The sequence below is a fragment of the Reyranella sp. genome, from assembly GCF_050185545.1.
Taxonomy (GTDB): Bacteria; Pseudomonadota; Alphaproteobacteria; order Reyranellales; family Reyranellaceae; genus Reyranella.
Genome location: NZ_JBFWZI010000037.1, coordinates 15,542 through 38,934, shown reverse-complemented (window position 1 = coordinate 38,934; position 23,393 = coordinate 15,542). Strand labels below are relative to the sequence as shown.

Sequence of the window (23,393 nt, the reverse complement as noted above, 5' to 3'; positions counted from 1 at the left end):
ACGCCGTATGCGCTATGCGCGGCCGACAGCTCAGGGGTGGTCGGCGATCAGCGTCTCGGCGTTCCTGACTCCTGTCAGGATCGCCTGCGGCGCATCCGTCACCGCGTCCAGCAGCGCCGTAGCCGCGGCGACGTCGCTCGCCCCGGCCCACACGGTGCCGTGCTCCTGCTGCTCGTGCACGTAGGCGAGGCCCACCACCACCTTGCCCATCAGCGTGGTGATGTCCTTGCCGACTGCCGTGTCCTGCGCCCCGCTCATGATGTTGATCAGCACCGAGCCCACGAACTGGCCGGCCGCCAGCGTCTGCTGGATCTGGCCCGTCCAGTAGGCCAGTCCGGCGGCGTCCGACGAGCGGTTGAACAAGTTGTTGTAGACGCTGTCGATGAAGGCACTGATCTCGCTGTCGCTGGCCCGGAACGGGTCAGCCAGGAACGGATAGAGCGCCCTCGCCTCGTCGCTGATGCCGAACGAGCTCGCGATGTTTGCGAACAGTGACGCCGCCCCTTGCGTCGGCAGGTTCTGGATGAACTGGTCGACCCAGAACTCGAAGCCGCCGGCATCGGCGGCGCGGCCGAAGAAGGCGGCGTAGGTCGAGGCGATCTGCTGCTCGGCATTCAGCGCCAGCAAATTGAGCGTTGTCGACACTCCGACTTGCACAGGGACGACGTAGACCAGCACTTGGCCGTCCCCGGCCGCCCCGTTCGCGCCGGCGGCGAGATAGCCGAAGCTGTCGATGCCGGCGAAGTTGCCCGTCGGGGTGTAGGTGACGCCACCGTCCGCCGCCAGCTGAAGCTGGCCATGAGCAGCGTTGGCTTGCAGCGTCGCCGTCACCGGCGGCGTGGTCTCGTCGTTGCTCAGCACCCCGACTGAGGCGGCGGCCGTCAGCGAGCCGCCCTGCAGGATCACGTAGGCGTCGTCGTGCGGATTGAGGTCGTCGTTGAGAATGGTACCGTCGGCAGAACCGGCCTGGATCGCAAGGCCGGCCGATGGGTCCTTCAGCGAGATGGTGAACGGCTCGTCGGCCTCGACCTCGACGTCCCCGACAACGGCAATCGACACCGTCTTCGACGTCTCGCCCGCGGCGAACGTGACGGTACCGCCGTCGAGCGCGCCGGGTCCAAAGTCGGCAGGATCGGCGCCGTCGGGTCCCGAACCGACGATCGACCACGACACGTTTTGCGAAACGGAGGTATCGCCAGACCGCGTCACGGTGAACGTGAAGAACGTGGTGCCGCTGTCGCCCTCCGGCTTGTCGGCATCGGCTGCTGCGATGGACACCGTGGCAGAACTGGCGGCGACGACTGTGCTCTGGAGATTCAGCGTCACAGCGCCGAGCCCGGCCGTGAATCCGGTCCCGTTGCTCTCCGACGCCTGCAGCGAGACGGTAAGACTGTGCCCGCCGAGGGTCGACGTGTCGACCGCGACCGAGAATGACTTCTGGGCACCCACCGCCAGGCCGCTGAAGGCAATGGCGCCGCTCACCGTGAAGCCGCTGCCGGCCGTCGAGAAGGAGCCGGCCAGCTCGTTTGCCAATCCAGTCGCCAGGTTGGCGACGGCCAGCAGCAGATTATCGATGACCTGACCCTGGACGACCGTCCCGAGGTCCAGGGTCCAGACATTGCCGACGCTGCTCAGCTCGCCGAGGCCGACCAGCCTGAGGAACGCCGGCACCGCGTGCGTCCCGGCAATCGGCTGGTTGTTGTACACCGTGACCTGGGCGATCGGCGCGAAGACCGGCACGCCGCCGTCCGACGCGATCTCGACCCGCAGGATCTCGGCCGCCGCCGTGATGGCGGTGTTGGGAATCACGACGGTGAAGGTCGCCGACGATTGCCCGTCGAGCAGGGTGACCTGCCCGGACGGCAGGGTGCCGCCGAAGTCGCCGGCATCGAAGTAGTCGGCCCCACCCGTCGTGACCTCGTAGCTCACGGAGACACTGCCATCGGCTTCGCCGGTGCGGTAGACGACGAAGGTCACCGGCGTGTCCGCGGTCGCCGTCTCGACGATCTCCGACGCCACGCCCGAGACGCCGAGAGCGACCGTGCCGCTCGGCGCCCCGCCAGGCTGCGCCAGCACGATCGTCTCGGCGCCGAGCTGCTCTTGGTTGGCCGCGAGCACGATCAGCGTCGGATCGCCGGTGGCGATGAAGTCGAGCGCCGCCTGCTGCTCCAGGCCTGGATCGCTGATGCCCGCCTGGATCGCCAGGAGGGTTGCGCGCGCGACGACGTCCTGGGGCAGGTCGGTCAGGCCGAGAACGTGCTGTGGGAAACTCTTGTCGGTGAAGGTCGCGGTGGTTTGACCGATGCCGTAGTCGAGCAGAGAGCTCGCCTGGGTCACCCGCCAGGCGTCGGAAAAGGCGCCGTACAGCTGGCTGAACGTCAGCGGCGTCGCGAGCACAGTGCCGTCCGCCAGGGCGAAATCGTTGCCGGCGAGGCCGTCATGGTTGCCGAGCAGTCCCTCGACCGAGCCCGATGGCATGCCCGGGTCGACCTCGACGCGAACGTCGAAGTAGGCTCCCGACCATGCCGTGACGAGAACCGTGTGACCGGCATCGGTGATTACATTGTAGCGCCCAGGCGACACGACCTCGATGTAGCCAGCGTCGAGCTCGATGAATCCGGCAAAGAATGTCGCCGCGGCGCCGTCTACCCAGACGATGTCGGGCCTACTCTGATCGAAGGTGACACGCTGCTCGCCCACTTTCACCGCCACGGCGCTCATCGCGGTGACAGTGGTGCTGCCACGGTAAGAGGCCGTGCGCGCCTGCACCTCGAAAGCGTCATCGGCGGCGGTCGATCGCGTGAGCACGTATTCGCCCACTCCCATCAGGTCGTAGGAGACCCCGTCGAACGTCCAGAAGTGCGGATCGCCCCAGCCGCCACCGCTGTTGTGCGTCTGGCTGTTGGTGTTGCCGCCTTGCGTATTGTTGGCGTTGTAGTTGGATACGTTGTTGAGCTGGGTCGCGGCGTTCAGCTTGTTGATGGCGGACCAGAAGTCGGCACCGAAGTCGTCGATGTAGTGCGCCGAGCCGATTCCTAGCGGATCGTTCGGCTGGTCACCCGAGGTGACGTTGACGTAGGTGACCGCGGGCCCGAAATAGAGCGTGTTGTAACCGCCGCGCCCGTCGATCGTGTTGATGCCGTGATTGTCGACGATGAAATCGTCGTTGTTGCTGCCGAGGATCCGATTGTCGCCGTCGAGCAGCCGATGGTAGAAGTCCGTGCCGCCGTTCAGGATGGCGTCGGTGAACGGCTCCAGCATGGAGTGCCCGTTCGCGGTATCGCTCGAGAACGAGGCGATCTTGGTGGCTTGGCCGGCCCCGGACGCAACCGAGACGACGATGGCCTCGACCATCCCCGCCTCCGGATCGAACTGCCCGCTCGCCCCCAGCGCCATCCCGGAACCGGCGAACTCGACCTGGATGCCGTTGGAGTACTCGACGACGTACTTCTGATGCGCGGCGTCGATGTCGGTGAGAGTCGCCGACACCGCCAGCGCCACCTCCGGAAACATGCTGGTGTAGTCGAAGTTCGACGGCCCGAACATCTCGAACACGCCGTTGTGCACGGTGGCGCCAGGCGTGATGGTCCCGCCGACGATCAGGGTACCGCCGGCGCCGTCCGAGCCCACGGTGAAGGACTGGCCGATGTTCGAGGCCGTGAGCTGCAGCGCGGCGATCTCGACTTTGCTCGCGTTCATCACACGCAGGACATTGTCCTGGTCGAGCTCAGCGCTGGTGCCGCCGGCGAGGCCCAGCAGGTCGATCTTGTCGTTGGCGTCGAAGCCCACGATCGTCGACTTGAGGGTCGACGGCGATTCCAGGCGCAGTGTCGCGGACGCACCGTTGAAATAGATCGCCTCCGGCGAGCCACCACCGAGCTCCAACGTGGCATTGGCGCCGATCCTCACCGTACCGGTGCCGTCGAGCGTGCCCGTGATGTCGAGCAGTCCGCCGGACGCCTCGACCAGGGAGCCGTTCATGATCGAGCCATCGATCATGCCGTCGCCGACCAGGCTGCTGCCGCGAGCGAGGGTGACGGTCGGAACATCGAGCGTGCCGCCCGACATCTTCAGCAGACCGCTGTTGTCAAACAGACCGGCACCGGCGAGCAACCCGCCATCGTTGATGAAGATGGTGCCGTCGTTGGCCGCCGAGATCGCATATGAAAGCGTTCCGTGGCCCGAACCCGAGCCGGTCAGGCTGATCGTGCCCGAATTGACGAGACTGTTCGCATGCACGGTGCTGTCGGCGGCGAGGAAGACGTTGCCGATCGACAGGCCATTGAAGTCGGTGCTCTTGTTGACGAGCGTTCCGCCGATGTCGAGCAGGCTGCCGCCGGAGCCGCCGACGTTCGGCGCATCGACACCGATCCGACCCGCCCCGCTGATGGTGAGGTCGCCCATCGTCGGACCGACCGAGGCGCCGTCCTCGAGATTGAAGGTGCCGGCAACGGTGGAGAGGCCCACCAGAGCCGAGTTGCCGTCCGTCGCGCCGGCAATCGCCACCCGCGCGCCCTTGCCGTCGAGCCACAGCGTGCCCTTGACCGATTCGATTTGGTCTGCCGAGAACTCGAGCAGGGCGTTGTTCTGCAGGAAGACGAAACCGGTGGCCACACCCTCGAGGCCGAAATCGACGTCGTCGACAATGCGCAAGGTCGCCTGCGCGGCCGCGCTGCCGATCAGGTTGATGCGACCGGTGTTCACCAGTCCGGTCGCCGTCACCGTGTCGTCGGTCTTGATGAAGACGTTGCCGATGCTGATGGCGTTGTTGTCGGTGCTGGTGTTGGTCAGCACCCCGCCGATCGTCAGGCTGCTGCCGCCCGAGCCGCCGAGATAGGGCGCGTCGAGAGCCAGCCGGCCGGTTCCGGAGATGGTCAGGCCACTGCTCGTCTTGCCGACGGTGGCGCCGTCCTCGAGGGCGAACGTGCCGGTGACCGTCGACAGCCCGATGAGCGCGGAATTGGTGGCCGCATCACCGGCAATGGCGACGCGCGCCATAGCGCCCTCGACCCACAGCGTGCCCTTGACGGTGTCGATCTGGCCGTCGGCGAATTGTAGCAACGCACTGTTCTGCAGGTGGACGAAGCCGCTCGCCACGCCGTCTGTACCCATACCGGCCATGCCGGCGGTGATCTCCAGGGTCGACTGGGCGATCGCGCCGCCGATGATGCTGATGACCCCGGTATTGACGAGGCCGGTTGCCGTCAGCGTGTTACCCGAGGTGATGAAGACGTTGCCAATGCTCAGCGCGTTGTTGTCGGTGCTGGTGTTGGTCAGCACGCCACCGATCGTCAGGCTGCTGCCGCCAGCACCGCCGAGGCTCGGTGCATCGAGCTCCAGCCGACCCGTGCCGCTGATCGTCAAGCCGCCGTTCGTCGTCACCCACGCGCCATTCTGGAGGAAGAAGTCTCCCGACACGGTCGACAGGCCCTCGAGGGCGGAGTTGGTCGAGGTCGCCCCGGCGTTGGCCACGCGCGCGTTCGCTCCGTTCAGCCACAACGAGGCGCCGGACGCGACCTTCGAGATCTGGCCGCTGGCGAACTGCAGCAGCGCATTGCGCTCGAGATAGACCGCTCCCGTCACCACCTCGTCGGTGCCGAAGCCGGCCAATCCTCCGGTGATATTCAGCGTCGACTGCGCGCCGGCGCTGCCAAAGAGGTTGATCCGACCGCTGTTCACGAGGCCCGTCGCCGTGACCGTCTCGGCCGACGTGATGAAGATGTTGCCGATGTTGAGGGCGTTGGCGTCAATGCTGGTGTTGGTCAGCACACCGCCGATCGTCAGGCTGCTGCCGCCAGCACCGCCGAGGTTCGGTGCATCGAGCTCCAGCCGACCCGTGCCGCTGATCGTCAAGCCGCCGTTCGTCGTCACCCACGCGCCATTCTGGAGGAAGAAGTCTCCCGACACGGTCGACAGGCCCTCGAGGGCGGAGTTGGTCGAGGTCGCCCCGGCGTCGGCCACGCGCGCGTTCGCTCCGTTCAGCCACAACGAGGCGCCGGACGCGACCTTCGAGATCTGGCCACTGGCGAACTGCAGCAGCGCGTTGCGCTCGAGATAGACCGTTCCCGTCACCTCGCCGTCGGTGCCTAGGCCGGCCACCCCGCCGGCGATGCTCAACGTCGATTGTGCGGTATCGCTGCCGAAGAGACTGATTCGGCCGCTGTTCACGAGACCCTCGGCCGTCACTGTGTTCGCGGAGGTCTGGAATATGTTGCCGATCGCCAGCGCATTGCCGTCGGTGCTGGTGTTGGTAAGCACACCGCCGATCGCCAGGTTGTTGCCGCCGGGCCCGCCGACGAATGGCGCATCGAGCACAAGTCGCCCGGTGCCGCTGATCGTGAGGCCTCCGCTGACCGTCTCCGTTCCTCCTGGATTCTTGATCGACAGCGTTGCCTGACTGGATCCGCCTATGGCAATCGAGTTGGCGGTGATCGTAGTGCTGAGCGTGACGAAGCCGGTCGACAGGATGGCATCATCGCCGACTGCCGGGGCGCCCACCGGGTTCCAGTTGCCGGCGGTCTCCCACTTACCATCGATGGCACCCGTCCAGACCCTGTTCACCATGACCCCATTCTCCTCAGGCTGCATTTCGGACAACAGGCCGCGGTCGGCCCCGGGACGGGGCAGACGGCCAACTCGAATACTTGTCGGAGGGAAGCCGGATGGCTCGTTTGACCCGGGCTCCGAGTGCATCCTCAATCGCGATTGTGGCGTCTTTTGGCCTGAACGCCCGTTCACCTCGACAGAATCAGAGCGTGCGGCCGTCGATTCGTCGAGTTAATTGAGTCCTTCGTCGAGCTACAACCCTTTGCGCGGGCCGTTGACGTTCAACTGCCGCCTGAGGTCCATCAGCTCGCGCGCCAGCCGCTGAGCAACGATGTCCGTGCCTTTCTCCGTCCAGTGTCCATCCGTCAGGCGATACGTGCCAGCGACCCCATCAAGACTGTCGCGCAGATCGACGACCGCCAGCCCTCGCTTGTTCAATTCTCCGGCGAGCCTTCTGTGGCGGGCATCGCTGCTGAGGTTGTAGCTGAAATAGCGCGACCACGGCCGCCAGAACTCGACATAATCGGGATCGACGACACCGGATGGCGCGAGCGCCACCACGAGCCTCGCGCCCATGTCCTTCGCCAGCTTGTTGGCGCCCTGCAGCCAGGTCAGTGTCTCCTCGACCATGGGCGCGCTGCGCTGGTCGGCCTCCTCGGCGTTTCCCGGTACCTCCCACTTTCCGGTCTCCCAATCGATCATGCTGCCGAGCAGCCAGCCCTGCACGAACTCGCGATCGGCGGGCCGTGGCCGGAAGGCCGTCCACAGGCGGTCGCCGCCGCGTGAAAGAATTTCCCGCACCGTCGCCTCGTCGACGTTCGGATAGTAGTGCGTGCGCATATGCCGGACGAAATAGTCGAGCCGCTCGGCCGGAGGCTTGCGCGCCCACGCGTTGAGCAAGGCGAACTCGTCGGGGATCGCCCGATTGCCACGACCCAGCTCCGACAGACCGAAGCGATTGACCAGAAGCCACGCCGTGCGCGGCGCCACCATCCCCAGCACCGACGGCATGGGCAGCTCGGCGATCCAGGGCGGCAACGAATAAGGCTCGAGCGCGGTGGAGACGAAGTCGTTGCCGGCATAGACCACCGCGACGATCACGTCCGGCTTCAGCGGCGTCACGACGTCGCGGATGCGATAGTAGTATTGCCGAGGCCCGGTCGCCGTGACGCCGAGGTTGATCGCCTCCATGTCGGCGTGGCCGCCGTTCCTCCACAGCTTCTCGACGCGCGAGGGCATGGTTGACGTCAGCATCAGCCCTTCCAGGAAGCTGTCCCCCACGAGGACAGACCTGAATTTCACGTCGGCCGGCCGGGTGAACGAGCGCGGACGATCGCGCATACCCCAGTCGTTGTAGACCGGAACCAGTTGCGGCATGTCGATGAAAGCGCTGGAAATCCGCTCCCTCAGCGCCTCGGCAGAGACCGGCCGCAGGTCGCGCGCCGGCCAGGGCGGTGCCAGGAAGGACGCGACGAACTCCGTTCCCCCAACGGTCGCCGCCACAAGGATCGTCCCGTAGACGAGCCAGAACCACCGCCGCGAAATCATGAAACTCCGGTCGACCCTCGATGCCCCTTGGCCATCATGCCATAGGCGCCGGCTTTCGCGATCTCCCGAGGAATTTTCGAGGGGCAAGATTTTGCGTCGTTGCGTCGGCGGAGATATCGCGACCCGGATTTTTGCGTCATTTGCGTCACCAGCGTCACAATCCTTTGAGTTCAAGGACTTGGCGGAGACGCAACCGGATTGCCGAGGCCTGCTTTGCGTCACGGCATTTCCTCGGCACCGTCACGAGAGCCTTCAACCGCGCGCCGCCGCTCGGACACTCGAACTGGGCGTCGATGTCACGGCGCGCCAGGAGACTCGCGCTTTGGCGCAGCCGGCTGGGCATCTCCTCGTCCAACAATTCCACATCGGCCACCGCCGCACGCGCGCGCATGATCCATCCTCCTTGATGCTGCGCCGGCGCCGGCAACGAGTCATCGCCAGCATTCGTCAAGCTAGGCGAGATTTGTGCGGAGTCAATCCAGGTGAGCCGGAACAGCTGCAGGAATCACCCCAATCGGGTCCAATTGTTGCGACGCGTCACTCGCCTTCCCGTGCTTTGCCGACTCGAAGGGCGGGCTGATACCCGGCGCTCGCCGTCGCGGCAAACGGGTTGTTGCCACCCCGCCCGCCTGCTAGCCATGACCAGACCCATGCAGCGCCAGATCCATCTCAACCTTTTCATCCAAAGTCGCGGTCACCATGAAGCCTCGTGGCGCCATCCCGCCGCCTCGCCGCGATCCTTGACCGACATCGAGTACTTCCGCGATCTCGCACGACGGGCCGAAGCAGGGCTCTTCGATTCGATCTTCCTCGCCGATTCGCTCGCCCTGATGGACACGGTGACGCACACTGCGGCGACCTGGCTCGAGCCGATCACCACGCTCGGCGCGTTGACCGGATCGACCAGCCGCATCGGGCTCATCGCCACGGCTTCGACGACCTACACCGAGCCCTTCAACCTCGCCCGCCAGTTCGGCTCGCTCGATCACATCAGCGGCGGCCGGGTCGGCTGGAACATCGTCACCTCCTGGCTGGCCGCCTCGGCGCGCAACTACGGCGGCTCCGGTCTGATGAGCCACGAGGAACGCTACGATCGCGGTGAGGAGTTCATGTCGGTCGTCAAGGCGCTGTGGGACAGCTGGAGCGACGACGCCGTCGTCGACGACCGCGCCTCCGGCCAGTACGCACGACCAGGCCACATCAGGCCAATCGACCATGCGGGGAAGTACTATCGTGTCGCCGGCCCGCTCAACATGCCGCGCGGGCCGCAGGGCCGGCCTGTCTTCGTGCAGGCAGGATCATCCGATACCGGGCGCCGCTTCGCCGCGCGCCATGCCGAAGCGGTGTTCACCGCCCAGATGGAGAAGAAGACCGCGCAGGCCTTCTATGCCGACCTCAAGGGCCTCGCCGCCGCCGAAGGGCGGTGCCCCGAGCACGTCCTCATCCTGCCCGGCCTCAGCCCGGTGATCGCGGCCACCGAGACCGAGGCCCGGCGCCTGGCGCGCGAGCTCACCGACCTTACCGACACCAATGTCGGCCTGAAGCGGCTGTCGAGCCGCTTCGGCGGGCACGATTTCTCACACCTGCCGCTCGACAAGCCGCTCGCCCCCGGGGACCTGCCCGATCCCGGCACCGTCGAGGCCGCGCGCAGCCGCACGGAGGTGATCGTGGGCCTGGTCAAGCGCGAGAACTTCACCCTGCGGCAGCTCCTCGCCTACATGGCCGGCGCACGTGGCCATTTCACCACCGCCGGCACGCCCGAGCAGATCGCCGACCTGATCGAGGAATGGGTCAGCGACGGCGCCGCCGACGGCTTCAACCTGATGCCGGCAATCCTCCCCGGGGTGCTCGACGTGTTCGTTGACGAGGTCGTGCCCCTCCTCCAGAAACGCGGCCTGTTCCGCACCGCCTACGAAGGTGCCACGCTGCGTGACCATTTCGGCCTGCCGCGCCCAGCCCGGGTGTGAGGCCTGGGTGCGCTGTTCATCCTCCTCCCCAGTTTCGCCGGGGAGACACCCAGCACGCTTGGCGCGCACCACGATGCTGAGGAGATCGGGGCGGTACCCGCCCCAATCTTCATAGGAGGGTCATTGCTGGGGGCGCGCCACTCCTGTAGCGCCCTTCTTGTCGATCACACAACCCATGAGCGCCATCGGAGTGGCGCGCGCTCCCAGCAATGAACCCTCCGCCGCGTAAGACGGCGACACCCCCCGGCAAAGCTGCGGCAAAGCTGGGGAGGGGAACGCTGAGCGGGTCACACTGCGAATGCCCTGAAGAGGCCTTGCATCAGGGCCAGGGAGTCACGACTCTTGCCCCAGGCTATGACCGGACATCGTCAGTCGGCGCCGCCGCCGGCAATGGTCCAGGGGACGTGCATTCATGTTCGAGAATTCCCATTGGAAGGAGCTCGCCGGCCAGGGCTACACGGTGATCCCTGGCGCGATCGCCCAACCGCAGCTTCAGGCTGCGCAGGCCGCGGCCCGCCATCTGAACGAGATCCATCCGGAGGGTGGCTGGGAGCGGACGCGAAACGAATCCTGGCGCGAGGTGCGGTACTGCCGGCACCCCGACCTCATGGCGATTGCCTCGGCGGTGCTCGATCCGCTGGCGCTCGAGATCCTGCAGAGCGCGCCTCCGGTCGATTTCGTTCAATTCGCGTCAACCATGCCGGGGTTCGTGACCAGGGGCGGAATCGGTCGCAACTTCCATATCGACGGCGGCACGGAGAAGGTGCTCGGCGTATTCAACATAATCCTGGGCTGCGCGCTGACCGATGTCCCCTCGGACACGGCGGGCGGCTTCCACGTCCTGCCGGGCTCGCACCACGAGTTCGCCAAGGCCTTCAAGGAATTGCCCGCCGACACGCCGATCCCCTTCGGCGATATCAAAATCGAAACCCAGCGTCGCCTGCTGCCCGAAGCGCGCATGGTGGTGCCACGGCTTGTCGCCGGCGATATAGTCGTAGCGCACTCGTTTCTGGCGCACGGCACCTCGGCCAACACGTCCGACGTGCGGCGCGACATGATCTTCCAGCGTCGCGCCGCTTCCCCAATGTGGGACCCGGCGACCCAGGTCAGCGCCCGCGAGCGATTCATGCGCGATCAGTGGCTGATGTTCAGGCGGCGGCCTTGATGGGCCGTGCGCCACGGGCCTCCGCGTCTTTCCTCCTCCGTAATCGGGGGAGGGGGCCCGTAGGGCTGGAGGAGGAAAGCCCCAGTCCAGGTAGCTCCAATTCCGACGTCGGAATCAGAGGCATCTCGTCTGAGGCCGCATTCCCCCTCCGCCCCGTATGACGGGGCACCTCCCCCGATTACGGTCGATTACGGGGGAGGATTGGAAATCAGCCAGCCACCTTCGTGAGTTGCGCCAGGGCGGCGAGCGCCGCCTTGCTCATCGCGGCCAAGGTATCCTCCGCCTGCTTGTCCTCCGATTCCTCGGCGGCCAGGACCTTCTGCGCGTCGCTGACCTGCTGGAGGACGTCCCGGTCGTCGCCGGCGGCGCGCTTGAAGGCGGCGCTCTTCAGCACCGTCGACAGGTCGGTGCGTTCGGCGGCGCGGGCGGCGTTGGCCGTCTTCAGGCGGTTCGCCGCGTCGGTCAACGCACCAGTCAGCATGACGCGGAACTCCTCGATCGGGGCCGCCTGCGGCGACGCCGCGGCCGAGGCCTTGAAGGCCGGCGTATCCGGCACGAACAAGACCGTTCCCGCCGGAATGCGTTCGGGATCGGCATGCGGGTTGAGCGCCTTCAGGCGATCCAGCGCCGCATCGACCTGCTCGCCGCGAAATCGCGCGTCGAGCAGCATCGGGCCGAGCGCGCGAAGCGTCGTATCGGTCTTGATGGTGACAGTCCTCGGCATGGCTTCCTCCTCGAACGCGTCCCTACGCCCTGAGATTTAGGGCATCCCAGGGTGCCGGCAATGGGGCACCGGCGAGGGCAATCCCCCGCGTCGTGATGTTGCCCAGCACGGTCGCCGACTTGGCCGTCGCGCCGTTGATCTGGATCGACAGCTCGTTGCCGGTGACCCGGTTGGCATTGACCAGCACGATGGGCGCGCCGAGCCGAACCGCGATCCTGCCGTTCAGCCGCGCCTCGACCCGGTTGTCGTTGAACAGGCACTGCCCCGCCAGCACATCGACGGCCGGCGCATCGCCACGGGCGACCAGCACGTTGCCCAGGACCGAGCCGTTGGCCCCCGCGGGCTGGTTGTCGATCGCCGCGGCGGCGAGGTTGGCGACATAGGGCCGCCCTGCCCCCAGCACGACGGTCTTGGTGGGCTCGGAGCGCACCGTTGTCAGGCTGCCGGTCCTCTGCAGCGGTGTCTGCGCGTCCGCGCCAATGACGAACAACGCTGTCCAGTCGCCGTTGCTGCGCTGGCTCGATGGCGCGGCGTCGCGCTCGACACGATTGTGCCCGACCTCGAAATCGACCAGCGGGGCGGCCAGCAGGACCCCCACGGCACGTCCGACGAAATCGCCCGCCGGCGCCAGCTCGGTGATCTCGTTGCCCGACACGCGCGCGCGTTCGACGCCGAAGCCGAGAATGCCGACCCGCAGGGCCGACTGCACCGCCGTCACGCCGACCGAGCGGATGATGTTGCCGGCGATGGTGGCATGCCCGGCCCGCGTCACGGCGATCCCGACAACCAGGCCAGTGGCTCCCGGCCGCGCATCGATACCGCGGATATGATTGTTCTCGATCGACAGCGAGCCGCCATTGGCGTTGTCGTTCGAGACGATGCCGCTGCCGCACTGCTCGATGATGTTGAGCTTCACGATCAGGTCGCGCACCGGCGCGCCGATGACGATGCCCGCCAGGCCGAACCCCTCGATCTGGTTGGCCAGCACCTGGCACTGCTCCGAGCCTGCCTTGTCGAGGCCCGTCGCCAGGGTGATGCCGACCGTCGTGTCGACGCGCGCGGCAGCGGTGTTGACCAGCTTGTTCTCGTCGATCCAGGCGCCGTCGACGGCGCAGCGCACGCCGCTGCCCGAGACGAAGCAGTTGTTGCGCGAGATCGTGATCGACGTACCGGTCAGGCCCATGCCGAGCGCGCTCACGGCGGTCTGGGCGCAGGTGATGGCGTCGTTGCCGACGATGCGCGTATCCAGCAGGTGCAGGACGTTGCCGTCGAGCGCCACCGCGCGCTGGCGACACCACAGCAGATTGTCCTCGATCGCAAGCGCCGCGGCGACGAGGAAAACCGTCTGATCATCGCCCTCGCCGCGCGGCACGGCAGGATCGTTGGCGAGGATTGCGGTCGAGGCCAGGATCGCGTTCTCGGTGATCGACGCGCCGGCCACCACGCCCTGCAAGGCGATGGCCGAGGCACGATTGTCGCCGGTGTCGAGCACCGCGATCAGCAGATGCCGCAACTCGACGCCCAGGGCCGTCTGCACGCTGATCGCCGGCTGCCGCGCCAGCGACAGGATCGCCAGATCCGCGATGCCGACGGCCAGGCAGTTCCTGAGCGCAAAGGCGCCTCCTACGGCGGCGATCACGGTCGCCGCGCCTTGGCCGCGAATCTTGACGGCGCGCGTGCCGTTGAGCTGCACGGCCTGCGTGAGTGCGTACTGCCCCGGCCCGAGGCAGACGGTGCCGCCGGTCTGGCTCACCTGGTTGACGGCATCCTGGATGGTGAACTGCCCGCTGGCGTGCGAGGCCGCCGTGACGCAGGCGGTGCAGCTGCAATCGTGGCCCTCGGCGGTCGGCGGCCAGGGATGACGGCAATCGGTGACCGCGCCCGTCCCGACGTCCCAGATGGCGAGGCGGGCGAAGTGATGATGAATGCCACGCGGCGGCGCGCGGTCGAGCAGCTCGACCGAGGCGTCCGCCGTGCGCGCCGCGAACACCCAGTAGTCGCCCGACTTGAAGCCCTTGGCGCCGGTCGAGGCGAAGGTCACGGTGACGCCGTTCTCGAGCAGCAGGGTCGTGGTCGCCGCCGGCACGTCGATGACGCCGGTCGAGCCCGCCGCGTCGAGGTCCTGGACCTGGACGGTAGTGCCGTTGGGTCCGGTGCGCGACACCCGTCCGCGCTGGTCCCAGCGCCGCACCCGGAGATTGCGCGCGTTGGGAAAGGTGCTGTTGGGGAAGGTTCCCGGCAGCATCGCGGCCGGCAGAGCAGGCGTGAACTGGATGCGCCGCGTCGCTTCGACAACCGTGATCTTGCGCATCTCGCCGGACGCTTGGGAGAGCTCGCGCACGTCGTCGAGGATCTCGACCCAATCACCGGTCTTGAACGAGAGCACATCGTCACGGCCGAGCGTCACCAGCTCGAGCTCGCTGCCCGACACCATGCTGGCGACCCGGCTGCCGACGCTGGCGTTCTCGCGCGACCATTTGAACGTCGCGCCGGCCCCCGGCTGACCGGGATCGTGGATCTCGACGCGATAGAGCTGGTTCTCCAGCCCGCGGTAACCGCCAGTCGGCGGCAGTTCGCAGGGATCGTCGACCGGGGCGACCTCGAACGTGCCGGTCGTCAGCACGCCGGTCGACGGCGCAATGACGTTGGACCAGCCCGGGATGTCGGCGTCCGGTGTCGCGCACGTCGTCCCCGTGCCGACATCGGGGGCATGGGCGCGGACCTGCCAGACGGTCTGGATGCGCGACGTCGCGTCGACACCGACGGCACTCTCCACCAGGTCGGGCCGCTCGAGCGCCGTCACCTCGCGATTCCAGACATCGAGATAGACGAGATGCCGTCCCGCCGTCGGCGGCGCGGGCGGATTGGGAAGATAGGGTTGCGCCGTGTAGGGAATGGGATCGGCGAACTGCGGCTCGGCCATCAGGCTGTCGAACAGCTTCTTGGCCGGATCGTTCGACACCGCGCCGTGGTTCTCCGCCAGCAGGCCGTCGACATAGAGCCGGCCCCTGCCGATCAGCAGCGCGGCCCCCGATACAGAGATCTTGAAGGCGTCGACCGTGGTCGACGAGACCGTCGCTCGCCCCAGCACGTCGCTCGCCAGCGCGCGCAGGCGCCGGTCGACAATGGCGACGAGCTCGTTGGCGTCGGCATCGAGAAGAACGCCGCCCTGCTTCAGTTCCACTCCGGCGAAGTCGAGGAGAGGATTGAGTCGGACTCTCGAGAAATCGGTGGCCATGGTGGTCCCCCAGCGAAGTTCCGGTCAGCTCGCGTAAAAGAATCCGGCATGCAGGCCGAAGCGCAGATACTCATCGAGACGCAGGCGCAGGTTGGTCTCGCGCTGCGGCTGGAAGAGCGCGTGCAGCACGCCCATCTCGCCGCCGTCGTCGGCGCCGGTGCGGATCGACAGGTCGGTCACCTGCCGCAGCTGACCGTAGGCCGGATCGCCGTAGCGTCGCGACGTGAAGTGCGGCAGCGCTTGCGGGTGAGCGGCATCGGGTATGCAGCGGTAGCGGCGCGGCGTGAACGAGCCGTTGGGCACGAAGGAAAACCGCATGCAGCCTTCCTGGCGCCGCTCGGCGATGACCGGGGCGGCCCAGGTCTCTCCCGGCGCCGCCCCGAGCGCCGCGAACAGGATGCTGTTCGAGACGAGCTCGATCACCTTGGCGTGCACCTTGCCGATCACGGTGCATTCCTTCGCCGTCAGCGTGCCGCCCGGGCCGCCGGTCGCGTCGCCGGCGTAGGCGACGTTCTGTGGCGTGCCGGCGTCGACGATGCAGTCGACCAGCGTGATCTCCGCTTCCCGGTCGAGCTGGATCGGGCCGGTGATGCAGCGCTCGAGCGTGACCTTGGCGAACGGATGGCCGATCACCAGGCTGGGCAGTCCGGGCGATACGGCGCTGCCGTCCGGATTGAGCCGGCGGCCGGGCACCAGCGTGCAGTCGCGCAGCAGCAGCTCGCGCGGTTCGTCGTCTGCCGCGGCCGGCAGTTCCAGCGCGCCGCCCGAGATCACCAGCCCGTCGAGGACGAGTTGACCGCGCTCGCCGATGGCAAGCGTGAGATTGCCGGTGGCGGCAATCAACGGCCGCGCCGGATTGCGCGCGGCGACGACCACCTTCAGGCCAGGCGCGCCCGCCGTCGTAACGCCATTCACCTTGAAGACCGGTGTCTGGGCATAGGTCCGGCTGTCCTCGATCAGCACCCGGCCACCAACGGCGACAGCATCGAGCTCGGGCTGCAAGGCGGCGCTGTTGGCGACAGTGCGCTGCAGGGGCACACCGGCCTCTTCCGGCGAGCGTTCGTACTCGCCGCCGCCGATCGCGCGAGGCGAGCCGTAGTGGAAGGTGGCGAGCAACGGGCCGTCGGCCGGCGCGCCGAGCAGCACGCGGCCGCGCTCCGGATCGACACCGATCGTGCCTGCCGGCACGGCCGCCTGGTGGTTCCAGGCGATGACGTTGCCGCCGGCATCGAGGATATCACGCAGGTCGCAGATGCGGATCTGCTCGACCGGGACCGGCACCGGCGGATTGCCGGGCCGCAGCAGGACGAGGCTTTCGCCGGGACCGTAGTCGTCGTCGATCACGGCATTGGGCGCCGGCACCGTGCTCGCCTGCGCCGCCTTGACGGCCAGCGCCATCAGCCGCACCGACAAAGGTTCGGGCACGTTGATCGGCTCGGCGAGATGGGAGATGTCGTCCTCGGTCCGCGGCCGGCGGAACAGGCGAAGGTCGGCGCCGAGCGGGTTGACGCGAAACTTGCGGCCGCTCGCGTCGCCCGGATCGGCGACCAGCGGCAAGGCCGTCAGCCGCAGCGACAGCAGGCGCCACAGGAAGATGCCGATGTTGGGGATGTTGTAGCGCCCTGCCCCGCTTTCGGGCCGGCGCATCTCGGGCGTGTGCGCGAACTTGCCGAAGGCGCCACCCTCCAGCAGCGTCGCCTCGAGATTGCGCAGGTTGGCCGTCGCCGGCGCATGCAGCCTGATGTGCTTCATGTACTGCGAGGCGGTGAGCAGCTCGAAGAACTCCACCGCGTGCGCCGGCCAGTCGGTGACGTCGCTGGCCAGCTGCTCGAGCATCAGCGCCGTGCCCTTGCGGCGGCGATAGGCGATGGTGTTGGCAACCTCGGCGCGCGGCGAGGCGACCTTCGGCGCCACGCCATGCAACGGGCGATAGCCGATCAGGTCACCGATATAGGGCGCGACCCAGGCCGCGCAGGTCTCGATGAACTGGTCGTCGTAGAGCTGGTCGATATTCTCCTCGAGGGCGGCGAACTGCTGGGCAAACGCCGCCATGAGGGCGCGCAGCGGCTCGCCCTGCTCGGCGTCACGCAGGCGATACACGGCGGGCAGCAGTCCATAGAGGCGCTCGGCCGTGAGAGAGCTCATGGCATCACCTCCCTCATGGCATTACCTCCAGGTCATCGAACGGCGCCGGATCCAGCGTCAGCAACTCGGCCGGCAAGGCGACGCCCGACTGCACACGCATGCGCGATGCGAGCAGGCGCACCCGAAGCGATGGCCAGGTCTGCGGCCAAGGCTGCGTGCCGCCATAGAGCCGGGTCAGGTCGACAGCGACGACACCGGCCACCGCCTGGGCAGTGGCTATGACATCGGACTGGTAGACAGGCGCACCGAGCTCGCGAGCGTCGAAGGAGAAGTGTGCCCGCAGGGCGGCCTCGACGTCGGCCAGGACCTTGGCCGTCTCGTAGTCGGGATCGACCTTGACCCTGATCCCGAGGCGGAACGTGCTCGCCTGCAGCGACAGCAGCGTCACGTCGACATGCGGATCGCCGCTCGCTTTCAGCGCGCCCAGCAGGTTCTGCCACACCGGGCTTGCCGAAGTGATGATCTCGCCTTCCGGCGCCGCCAGGGTGATCGCCACCGTCACGCCGGCGTGGACGTGCAGCACCTGCGCCTGCGCCTTGGCGATACCGCTGAAGGCACGCGCGAAATCCTCGTAGTCGAGCACCGACACGGCCCGTCCCAGCGTGCGCGTGGTGAGCGGGATGGTGCGCCGGGCAGCGCTGACAGGTTCGGGATCAGTACCGCCCTCGGCAGCCAGCGGATTGCTGACGCTCTTCAGCCCGAGCGGCCGGGTCATGAGCTGCGTCAGGCTGCCCGACGCGACATTGCCGTCCTCGCCGATGCCCTTGCGATAGACCGCCTGGACATTGTTGACGCCGCTCGGCAGGCGCGCGCCGTTCTTCCCGTCGCCGAAGCCGACGAACAGACGGCCCTGCTCGTCCGTGGACAGCGCGAATACCCGATCGCGCGGCCTTGTCCCGTAGAGCGTGGGCAATTCCTTCCACGCGACGCCGCCAATGCGCACGGTGAGCTCGGCCGCGGCGCCGATCTCGTTAGCTGCGGCGCGATAGGTGAGCGGCAGCTGCTTAAGCTCGAACTGCTGGAAGCTCTTGCTGGCGTTGCCGGCGCCCAGCACCTGGGTGACCGATTCGCCATGCGAGGCCAGCGCCACGTTGGCATGGACGACGACGCTGTCGCGTACCAGGTCGTCGACGAGCGGCGGCGTGATTTCGAGCTCGGCGCGCTGGCCATCGACCGGATGAACGGCGACGAGCGTTGCCTGGACGACGACCGGAGCGCGGTCGCTGACGCGCAGGCCGCGCACGATCAGGCGGCGACCCGGCGACAGGCCCGCCGTTGCGGCCTCGACGGGTATGTGATCGCCGCTCACTGTCGTCGTGACGGGCCGCTGCCCCAGAGGCAGATAGTCCGACTTGGCATAGACCGTCGTCTGGCGCACGCGCCTGTGGAAGTGAGCCTCGAGGTTCTCACCCGACAGACCGAGCCGCGTGACCTTGGCGGACAGCGCAAACTCCGCACGGGAAATCTCGGTCGTGCTGGTCACGCGATAGAGCTCGATGCGGGTTCCGCTGGGATAGGGCCCGCTGGGGCGGTTGAAGCCTCCTCGAGCCAGGACAGCAAAGCTGCGACGGGCAACGTCGGAGGAGACATCCGCCGCGACCTCGGACTGCACTTGGTCGAGGTCGACCGCCCCGCCATTGGCGTTGGGCGTGGTCCGGCTGATCTTGAAATGCGGCCAGTCGCTCCGGTCGGCGTTGCCCCCGAACCTCGCGACATAGCCGGCGCGGAACTCGGGATCCATGCTGCGCCAGATCGGTGCATTGTTGCCGAACACCGCCGATCGCTTGCGCATGGCGAAGATGTACGGCTGCGCCGGGGGCGCCGACGAGAGATCCGCCGCTCCCAGGCCGCGTGCCCAGACGACGCGCGTCCGATTCCGCGCCGGTTCAGGCTCCACGGCCGTGAGGATGTGGAAGTCCCAATTGTCGTTCTTGTCGTCGGCGAAATACTCGGCGCCGACGAACAGCAGCGCGTCGCCGGCCTTGAGATTTGTGGCGACGCCCTCGAGCCATGCCTCACGATCGCCCGCTGCCAGAACGTAGGACTCGCCGAGCCAGGGCGTCATTGCATTCCAGGACGCGCGCGCCTCGGCGAGCGTCTCGACCAGCTCGAAGGTCTGCGGCTTCTCGTCGGGGCCCGGAACGCTCTGCACCTTGGAGCCCATGTCGAGCGTCAGGCTGGCCGGGATGCCGGTGACGAAGTTACCCGGCTCGGGCGCCAGCGTTGCCGGAGCCGCCGGCGGAACATCGAGCGCGAAGGCGAGCCACGTTTCGGCGGCCACGCCCGGCCGCAGGCGGTAGCCGACCAGCTTGCCCATCTCCTGCAGGGAGACGCGCTCGACGGCGGTGCGCAGCCACGATTCGTTGGCGATCCGCTCCTGGTAGAAGGTCAGCACGTCGGCCGAACACGAGAAGGCGTCGATCAGGCCGATGGTGAAGTCATCGTCATCGCGGGTGCGCAGCAACGGGAGCGGCGTCAGCGCCGAGGACGACAGCGCGGCGTGCAGGCTGGCGCGGAACTGGGCGTAGTCGCCGATCCGGTAGCCGATCGCCGACAGGCCGGTCCGGTTGAAGATGCCCTGCGGCGTCTCGGCCGTAACCCCGTCGCAGCAGGCACAGCATTCGCTGTCGGGCGCGAGTGGCGGAACGTGGGGCTTCAGGTCGGGTACCGGCGCCGTCATTTGCCGCCTCCGGCCACGAGCGCGAGCTTGCCGCGCTCGGGGAAGTTGGGACTGTTGGCGAGCTGGGCGATCTCGAGATTGCCGATCTCGATCACGCCGTCCTGCAACGAGAGGAACGTCTTGTCGCCGAGGCGGCGGAAGCTGTCGGCACGCACGGATTCGACGCCGTCGACTGCCTGGGCGGCGCTGATCACGCGGCTGAGATAGACCGGCTGGCCGAACGAGAAATTATCGGGATGGAACAGTCCCAGCGACCCATCGGGCAGGACGCCGTTCGACAACACCTTCTCGACGGCATGCACGACGTCGGCCCGGAAGTAGTCATCCTTGACGCAGACATGCAGGGCGACCTCGAGCGGCACGTAGCGTGGCGAGTTGATCTCGAGATCGTAGCCGGCCATGCGGAAGCGCTCGAGATGACGCCGCAGGCGGGCCTTGAAGGGATCGTCGACCTTGATGCCGCCAAAGCGATCCGGCGTGACGAAGGCTGTGTACCAGCTCCCGGTCCAGCGGAACGTGGCCGCCGCCCGCTGCACATCAGGGCGCCGCTCGGCCGCCGCGGCGTAGTCGGCCGGCGTCACCGCACGCTCCTGGGTGCGGAAGGCTTGCGGCGCGTCGCGGCGCACGACCTCGACATCCTCCGGCTCGACACCGCCTGCCGCCGCCATCGGATTGCGCACGACCGTGAACACGCCGTTGGCGACGCTGACGATGTGAGCGATGGCCTCCTGGCCGACGTTGCCGGCGATGCCGTTGCCGCACCGGTAGGTCGCGGCGAAGCTGGTGCCAGGATCGGGGCGCTTGCCATGATCGTCGTCGCCGAAGCGCAGCCGCGACCGGCCGTTGTTCTCGACCTCGACCACAAAGTCGTTGGCATCGTCGGCGCTGGACAGAAGATCGCGGCGCGGTGTCCAAAGCTCGGTGACCGGGCCCAGCGTGCCGGCCAACCGGGCGATCAGCGGCGTCGCGCTGCGCGGATCGATGGCCAGCAGCGAGCTCGCCGGCCACCACGCCTCGTCGGCGCTGATCGGCACGGCCAGCAGCGTGGCGAGATCGAAGCCGTGCGACAGCGGCAGCTTGTCGAGGTCCGGCCGGAATCGGGGCGGCACGACGACAGGGTCAGGCTTGTCGCAGCAGCCGGCCGGCGCGACCGGGGCGATGTGCAGTGTCTCCGGCGGCACGGCGCCGAGCGACTCGTCGGTCACCGTGAAGCCCTGATCGACCAGCACGATGTTGCCCATCGCCACGCTGACCTCCAGGCCGGGTCGCTCCTCGACCGACAGGCAGAGCGGGAACGGCAGCGCGTCGGCGGCGTCCCAGGCGATCTCGGTGACGTCCACGGGCCCGTTCACCGGCGGCTCATCGAAGAGCTGACCCGAAGGGTCCTGCGACGCGGTCACCGTGACCAGCCGCACCGCCCAACGATGGCTGCGGTCGGCATCCCCGACGACGAAGGTGGTCGGGCTCACCACCTCCTCGAAGACGAGAATGTCGCCGACATGCAGGATGGCGGACAGGTTGCCACGCAGGGTCGCGCGCGTCGTGCCGCGCGGCAGGCAGCAGGCATTGTCACCCCAGCTGTAGAACGACAGTCGATTGAGTCGCTGGTCGAGGGTCGCGACGTGCGCCGTCTCGAACACGATCGCGCCGGCACGCAGGGCGTCGCGCAGCTCCAGGCTGCCAGGCGCGATCACCGGCGGCAGCCTCGGTGCACGCGTCAGGAGTTGCGTGCCCTTGGCCAGCGCCAGCGCCTGGCCGACGACATCGAAATGAACGAAGGCCCGTGCGTTGCAACCTTCGTGCATGAAGTAGTCGACCAGCCGCGCATGGCGGCGCACCGAGACGCGCTGGCGCGCCGTCGCCAGATAGGCCTCGTTGGCGATCGAATCCTGGCGATAGGACAGATTGTCGGCAGCGTAGGCCAGCAGCTCGACCAGCACGACGCCGAGATCGGCCGGCGAACGCTCGGTCCAGCCCGGCACCAGCAGGCTCAGCCGATCCAGCATCAGGCGCCTGAAACCCTGATAGTCCTTCGCCAGATAGTCGATGTCGGGCTTGGCGCCGACGATCGGCGGACAGATGACTGGCTGGGCGCAGTCGAAATCGGCAGGACATTCGACCTTGAACGAGAAGTCGATCGACGACAGGCGTGGATCGAAGCCGGCCGGTGGATTGTCGCTGCCCGAACTGGCGACGATGCTCAGCGTGTAGATGGAGAAGTCGCCGGAACTGTCGGTGCGCACCACCAGCGTGCGCGCCAGATCGTCGACTGTGGCGACCAGGCCAGGCTCGGCCTGGGGCGGCAGGGCGTTGGCAGGCGCGCACCAGACGATGCCGATCCTGGTGATGCGTTCGCCGCCGGTGATGCGGATGTTGTCCGGCGTCAGAACGAAGCCCGGGCGCAACAGGCGGATGAACAAGGTTTGCTGGCGCGGCGCCCCCGGCGGCCCGGCGTTGTCGAGCACCTCGAGGAAGTCGATCGCATCGGCCGTGCCGCTGAGGCGCAGCACGTCGAGCCGGCGGAGGTCGCAGCAATGGAACTTCACGGTGCGCCTCCCGGAGCGGTGAAGCTCGCGCTGTGCGTCGTGCGATCAAGCAGCACCGAGTAGGTGACGTCGACGCGCAGCGCCGCGTCGTCGTTCCTCACATCGACCGAGTGGACCGCGATCAGATGCGAGAGATTGAGCTGCAGCGCGCTCTGAACCAGCATTTGCGTGGCGGCGGCGAGCGTCGTGCTGTTGGGCTCGAACACCAGCGACAGCAGCCCCGCGCCGAAATCGGGCCGCATCACCCGCTCGCCCGGCGCGGTGAACAGGACCTGCTGGATGAGGTCGCGGATGTGGTCGTCGCGATCGGTCGTCGCGGTGCGGCCAAGGCCGGAGAAATGATACGGAAAGTCGAGGTCGGGCATGTCTCTCCCCTCCTCAGGTCGCCAGCACGCGGGTCTGCGCCACGACCGGCATCATCGGCGTTCCCGTCGGCACGCAGACCGACTGGCCAACCATGGTCACGACCGGCGCGCCGCCCGCCAGCACACGCACCGCGCCGGCGATCCATTGCCCGGTGACGCAGGGCGGATTGGGCGTCCCGGTGAGTGCGCAGCCGGCGATCGCATAGGGCGAGGCCAGCGTCACCACGGGCTGACCCGACACCATCACGCGCGGGAACGGCGCCAGCGGCGTCGCCTGGCCGGCGTGGGTGCACAGGACGGTGGCACCGAGATGGAGGATGGGAGCGGGCATGGTCAGATAACCCCCGAACCGTCCTCCCCAGCCTCGCTGGGGAGGTGCCCCGTCTTACGCGGCGGAGGGGTCACGATTCTTGGACCGCGGGCGTGACGCCCCCGCAAAGAAAACAAATTTCGGGCGAGACCAGATAGG

At 67.6% G+C, this 23,393-nt stretch carries 12 protein-coding genes; 2 read left to right on the top strand and 10 right to left on the bottom strand.

Annotation, left to right across the window (positions count from 1 at the left end):
• Positions 1-30: 30 nt before the first annotated feature.
• The 3 genes from AB7O82_RS13060 to AB7O82_RS13050 form a co-directional block, all read right to left on the bottom strand.
• Positions 31-6,564, bottom strand: coding sequence for a VWD domain-containing protein (locus AB7O82_RS13060; RefSeq protein ID WP_428540366.1), 6,534 nt, complete (start codon positions 6,562-6,564; stop codon positions 31-33).
• Between the two features lie 234 nt (positions 6,565-6,798).
• Positions 6,799-8,094 carry an alginate O-acetyltransferase AlgX-related protein gene (locus AB7O82_RS13055; protein WP_428540369.1) on the bottom strand — a complete coding sequence of 432 codons (1,296 nt, stop codon included), beginning with the start codon at positions 8,092-8,094 and terminating at the stop codon, positions 6,799-6,801.
• A gap of 154 nt (positions 8,095-8,248) precedes the next feature.
• The gene (locus tag AB7O82_RS13050) at positions 8,249-8,485 is read right to left on the bottom strand and encodes a hypothetical protein (RefSeq protein WP_428619530.1); all 237 of its coding nucleotides are present in this window, start codon (positions 8,483-8,485) and stop codon (positions 8,249-8,251) included.
• A gap of 247 nt (positions 8,486-8,732) precedes the next feature.
• Here AB7O82_RS13050 and AB7O82_RS13045 point away from each other — a divergent pair, with 247 nt between their 5' ends.
• Positions 8,733-10,061, top strand: a complete 1,329-nt coding sequence (locus tag AB7O82_RS13045; protein WP_428540375.1) for an LLM class flavin-dependent oxidoreductase — start codon at positions 8,733-8,735, stop codon at positions 10,059-10,061.
• 412 nt (positions 10,062-10,473) lie between these two features.
• The gene (locus tag AB7O82_RS13040; RefSeq protein WP_428540378.1) at positions 10,474-11,226 is read left to right on the top strand and encodes a phytanoyl-CoA dioxygenase family protein; all 753 of its coding nucleotides are present in this window, start codon (positions 10,474-10,476) and stop codon (positions 11,224-11,226) included.
• A gap of 208 nt (positions 11,227-11,434) precedes the next feature.
• On the opposite strand, the gene AB7O82_RS13035 is transcribed toward AB7O82_RS13040, so the two are convergent.
• Genes AB7O82_RS13035 through AB7O82_RS13005 form a run of 7 tightly spaced genes read right to left on the bottom strand, consistent with a single transcriptional unit; the run spans position 11,435 to position 23,255 of the window.
• On the bottom strand, positions 11,435-11,950 hold the full coding sequence (locus AB7O82_RS13035; RefSeq protein WP_428540381.1) for a hypothetical protein: 516 nt from the start codon (positions 11,948-11,950) through the stop codon (positions 11,435-11,437).
• A 22-nt stretch (positions 11,951-11,972) separates the two neighbouring features.
• Positions 11,973-15,188, bottom strand: a complete 3,216-nt coding sequence (locus AB7O82_RS13030; protein ID WP_428540384.1) for a DUF6519 domain-containing protein — start codon at positions 15,186-15,188, stop codon at positions 11,973-11,975.
• Positions 15,189-15,212: 24 nt separating this feature from the next.
• Positions 15,213-17,333: a hypothetical protein gene (locus AB7O82_RS13025; protein WP_428540387.1), complete on the bottom strand. Its 2,121-nt coding sequence runs from the start codon at positions 17,331-17,333 to the stop codon at positions 15,213-15,215.
• 13 nt (positions 17,334-17,346) lie between these two features.
• Complete coding sequence (locus AB7O82_RS13020; protein WP_428540390.1) at positions 17,347-20,013, bottom strand: putative baseplate assembly protein; 2,667 nt, start codon at positions 20,011-20,013, stop codon at positions 17,347-17,349.
• Positions 20,010-22,559 carry a putative baseplate assembly protein gene (locus AB7O82_RS13015; protein ID WP_428540393.1) on the bottom strand — a complete coding sequence of 850 codons (2,550 nt, stop codon included), beginning with the start codon at positions 22,557-22,559 and terminating at the stop codon, positions 20,010-20,012. Before AB7O82_RS13015 ends, AB7O82_RS13020 begins: the two co-directional genes overlap by 4 nt.
• On the bottom strand, positions 22,556-22,924 hold the full coding sequence (locus AB7O82_RS13010; RefSeq protein WP_428540396.1) for a GPW/gp25 family protein: 369 nt from the start codon (positions 22,922-22,924) through the stop codon (positions 22,556-22,558). The genes AB7O82_RS13015 and AB7O82_RS13010 overlap by 4 nt, the downstream gene beginning before the upstream one ends.
• A 13-nt stretch (positions 22,925-22,937) precedes the next feature.
• Positions 22,938-23,255, bottom strand: coding sequence for a hypothetical protein (locus AB7O82_RS13005; protein ID WP_395715193.1), 318 nt, complete (start codon positions 23,253-23,255; stop codon positions 22,938-22,940).
• Between the last annotated feature and the right edge of the window lie 138 nt (positions 23,256-23,393).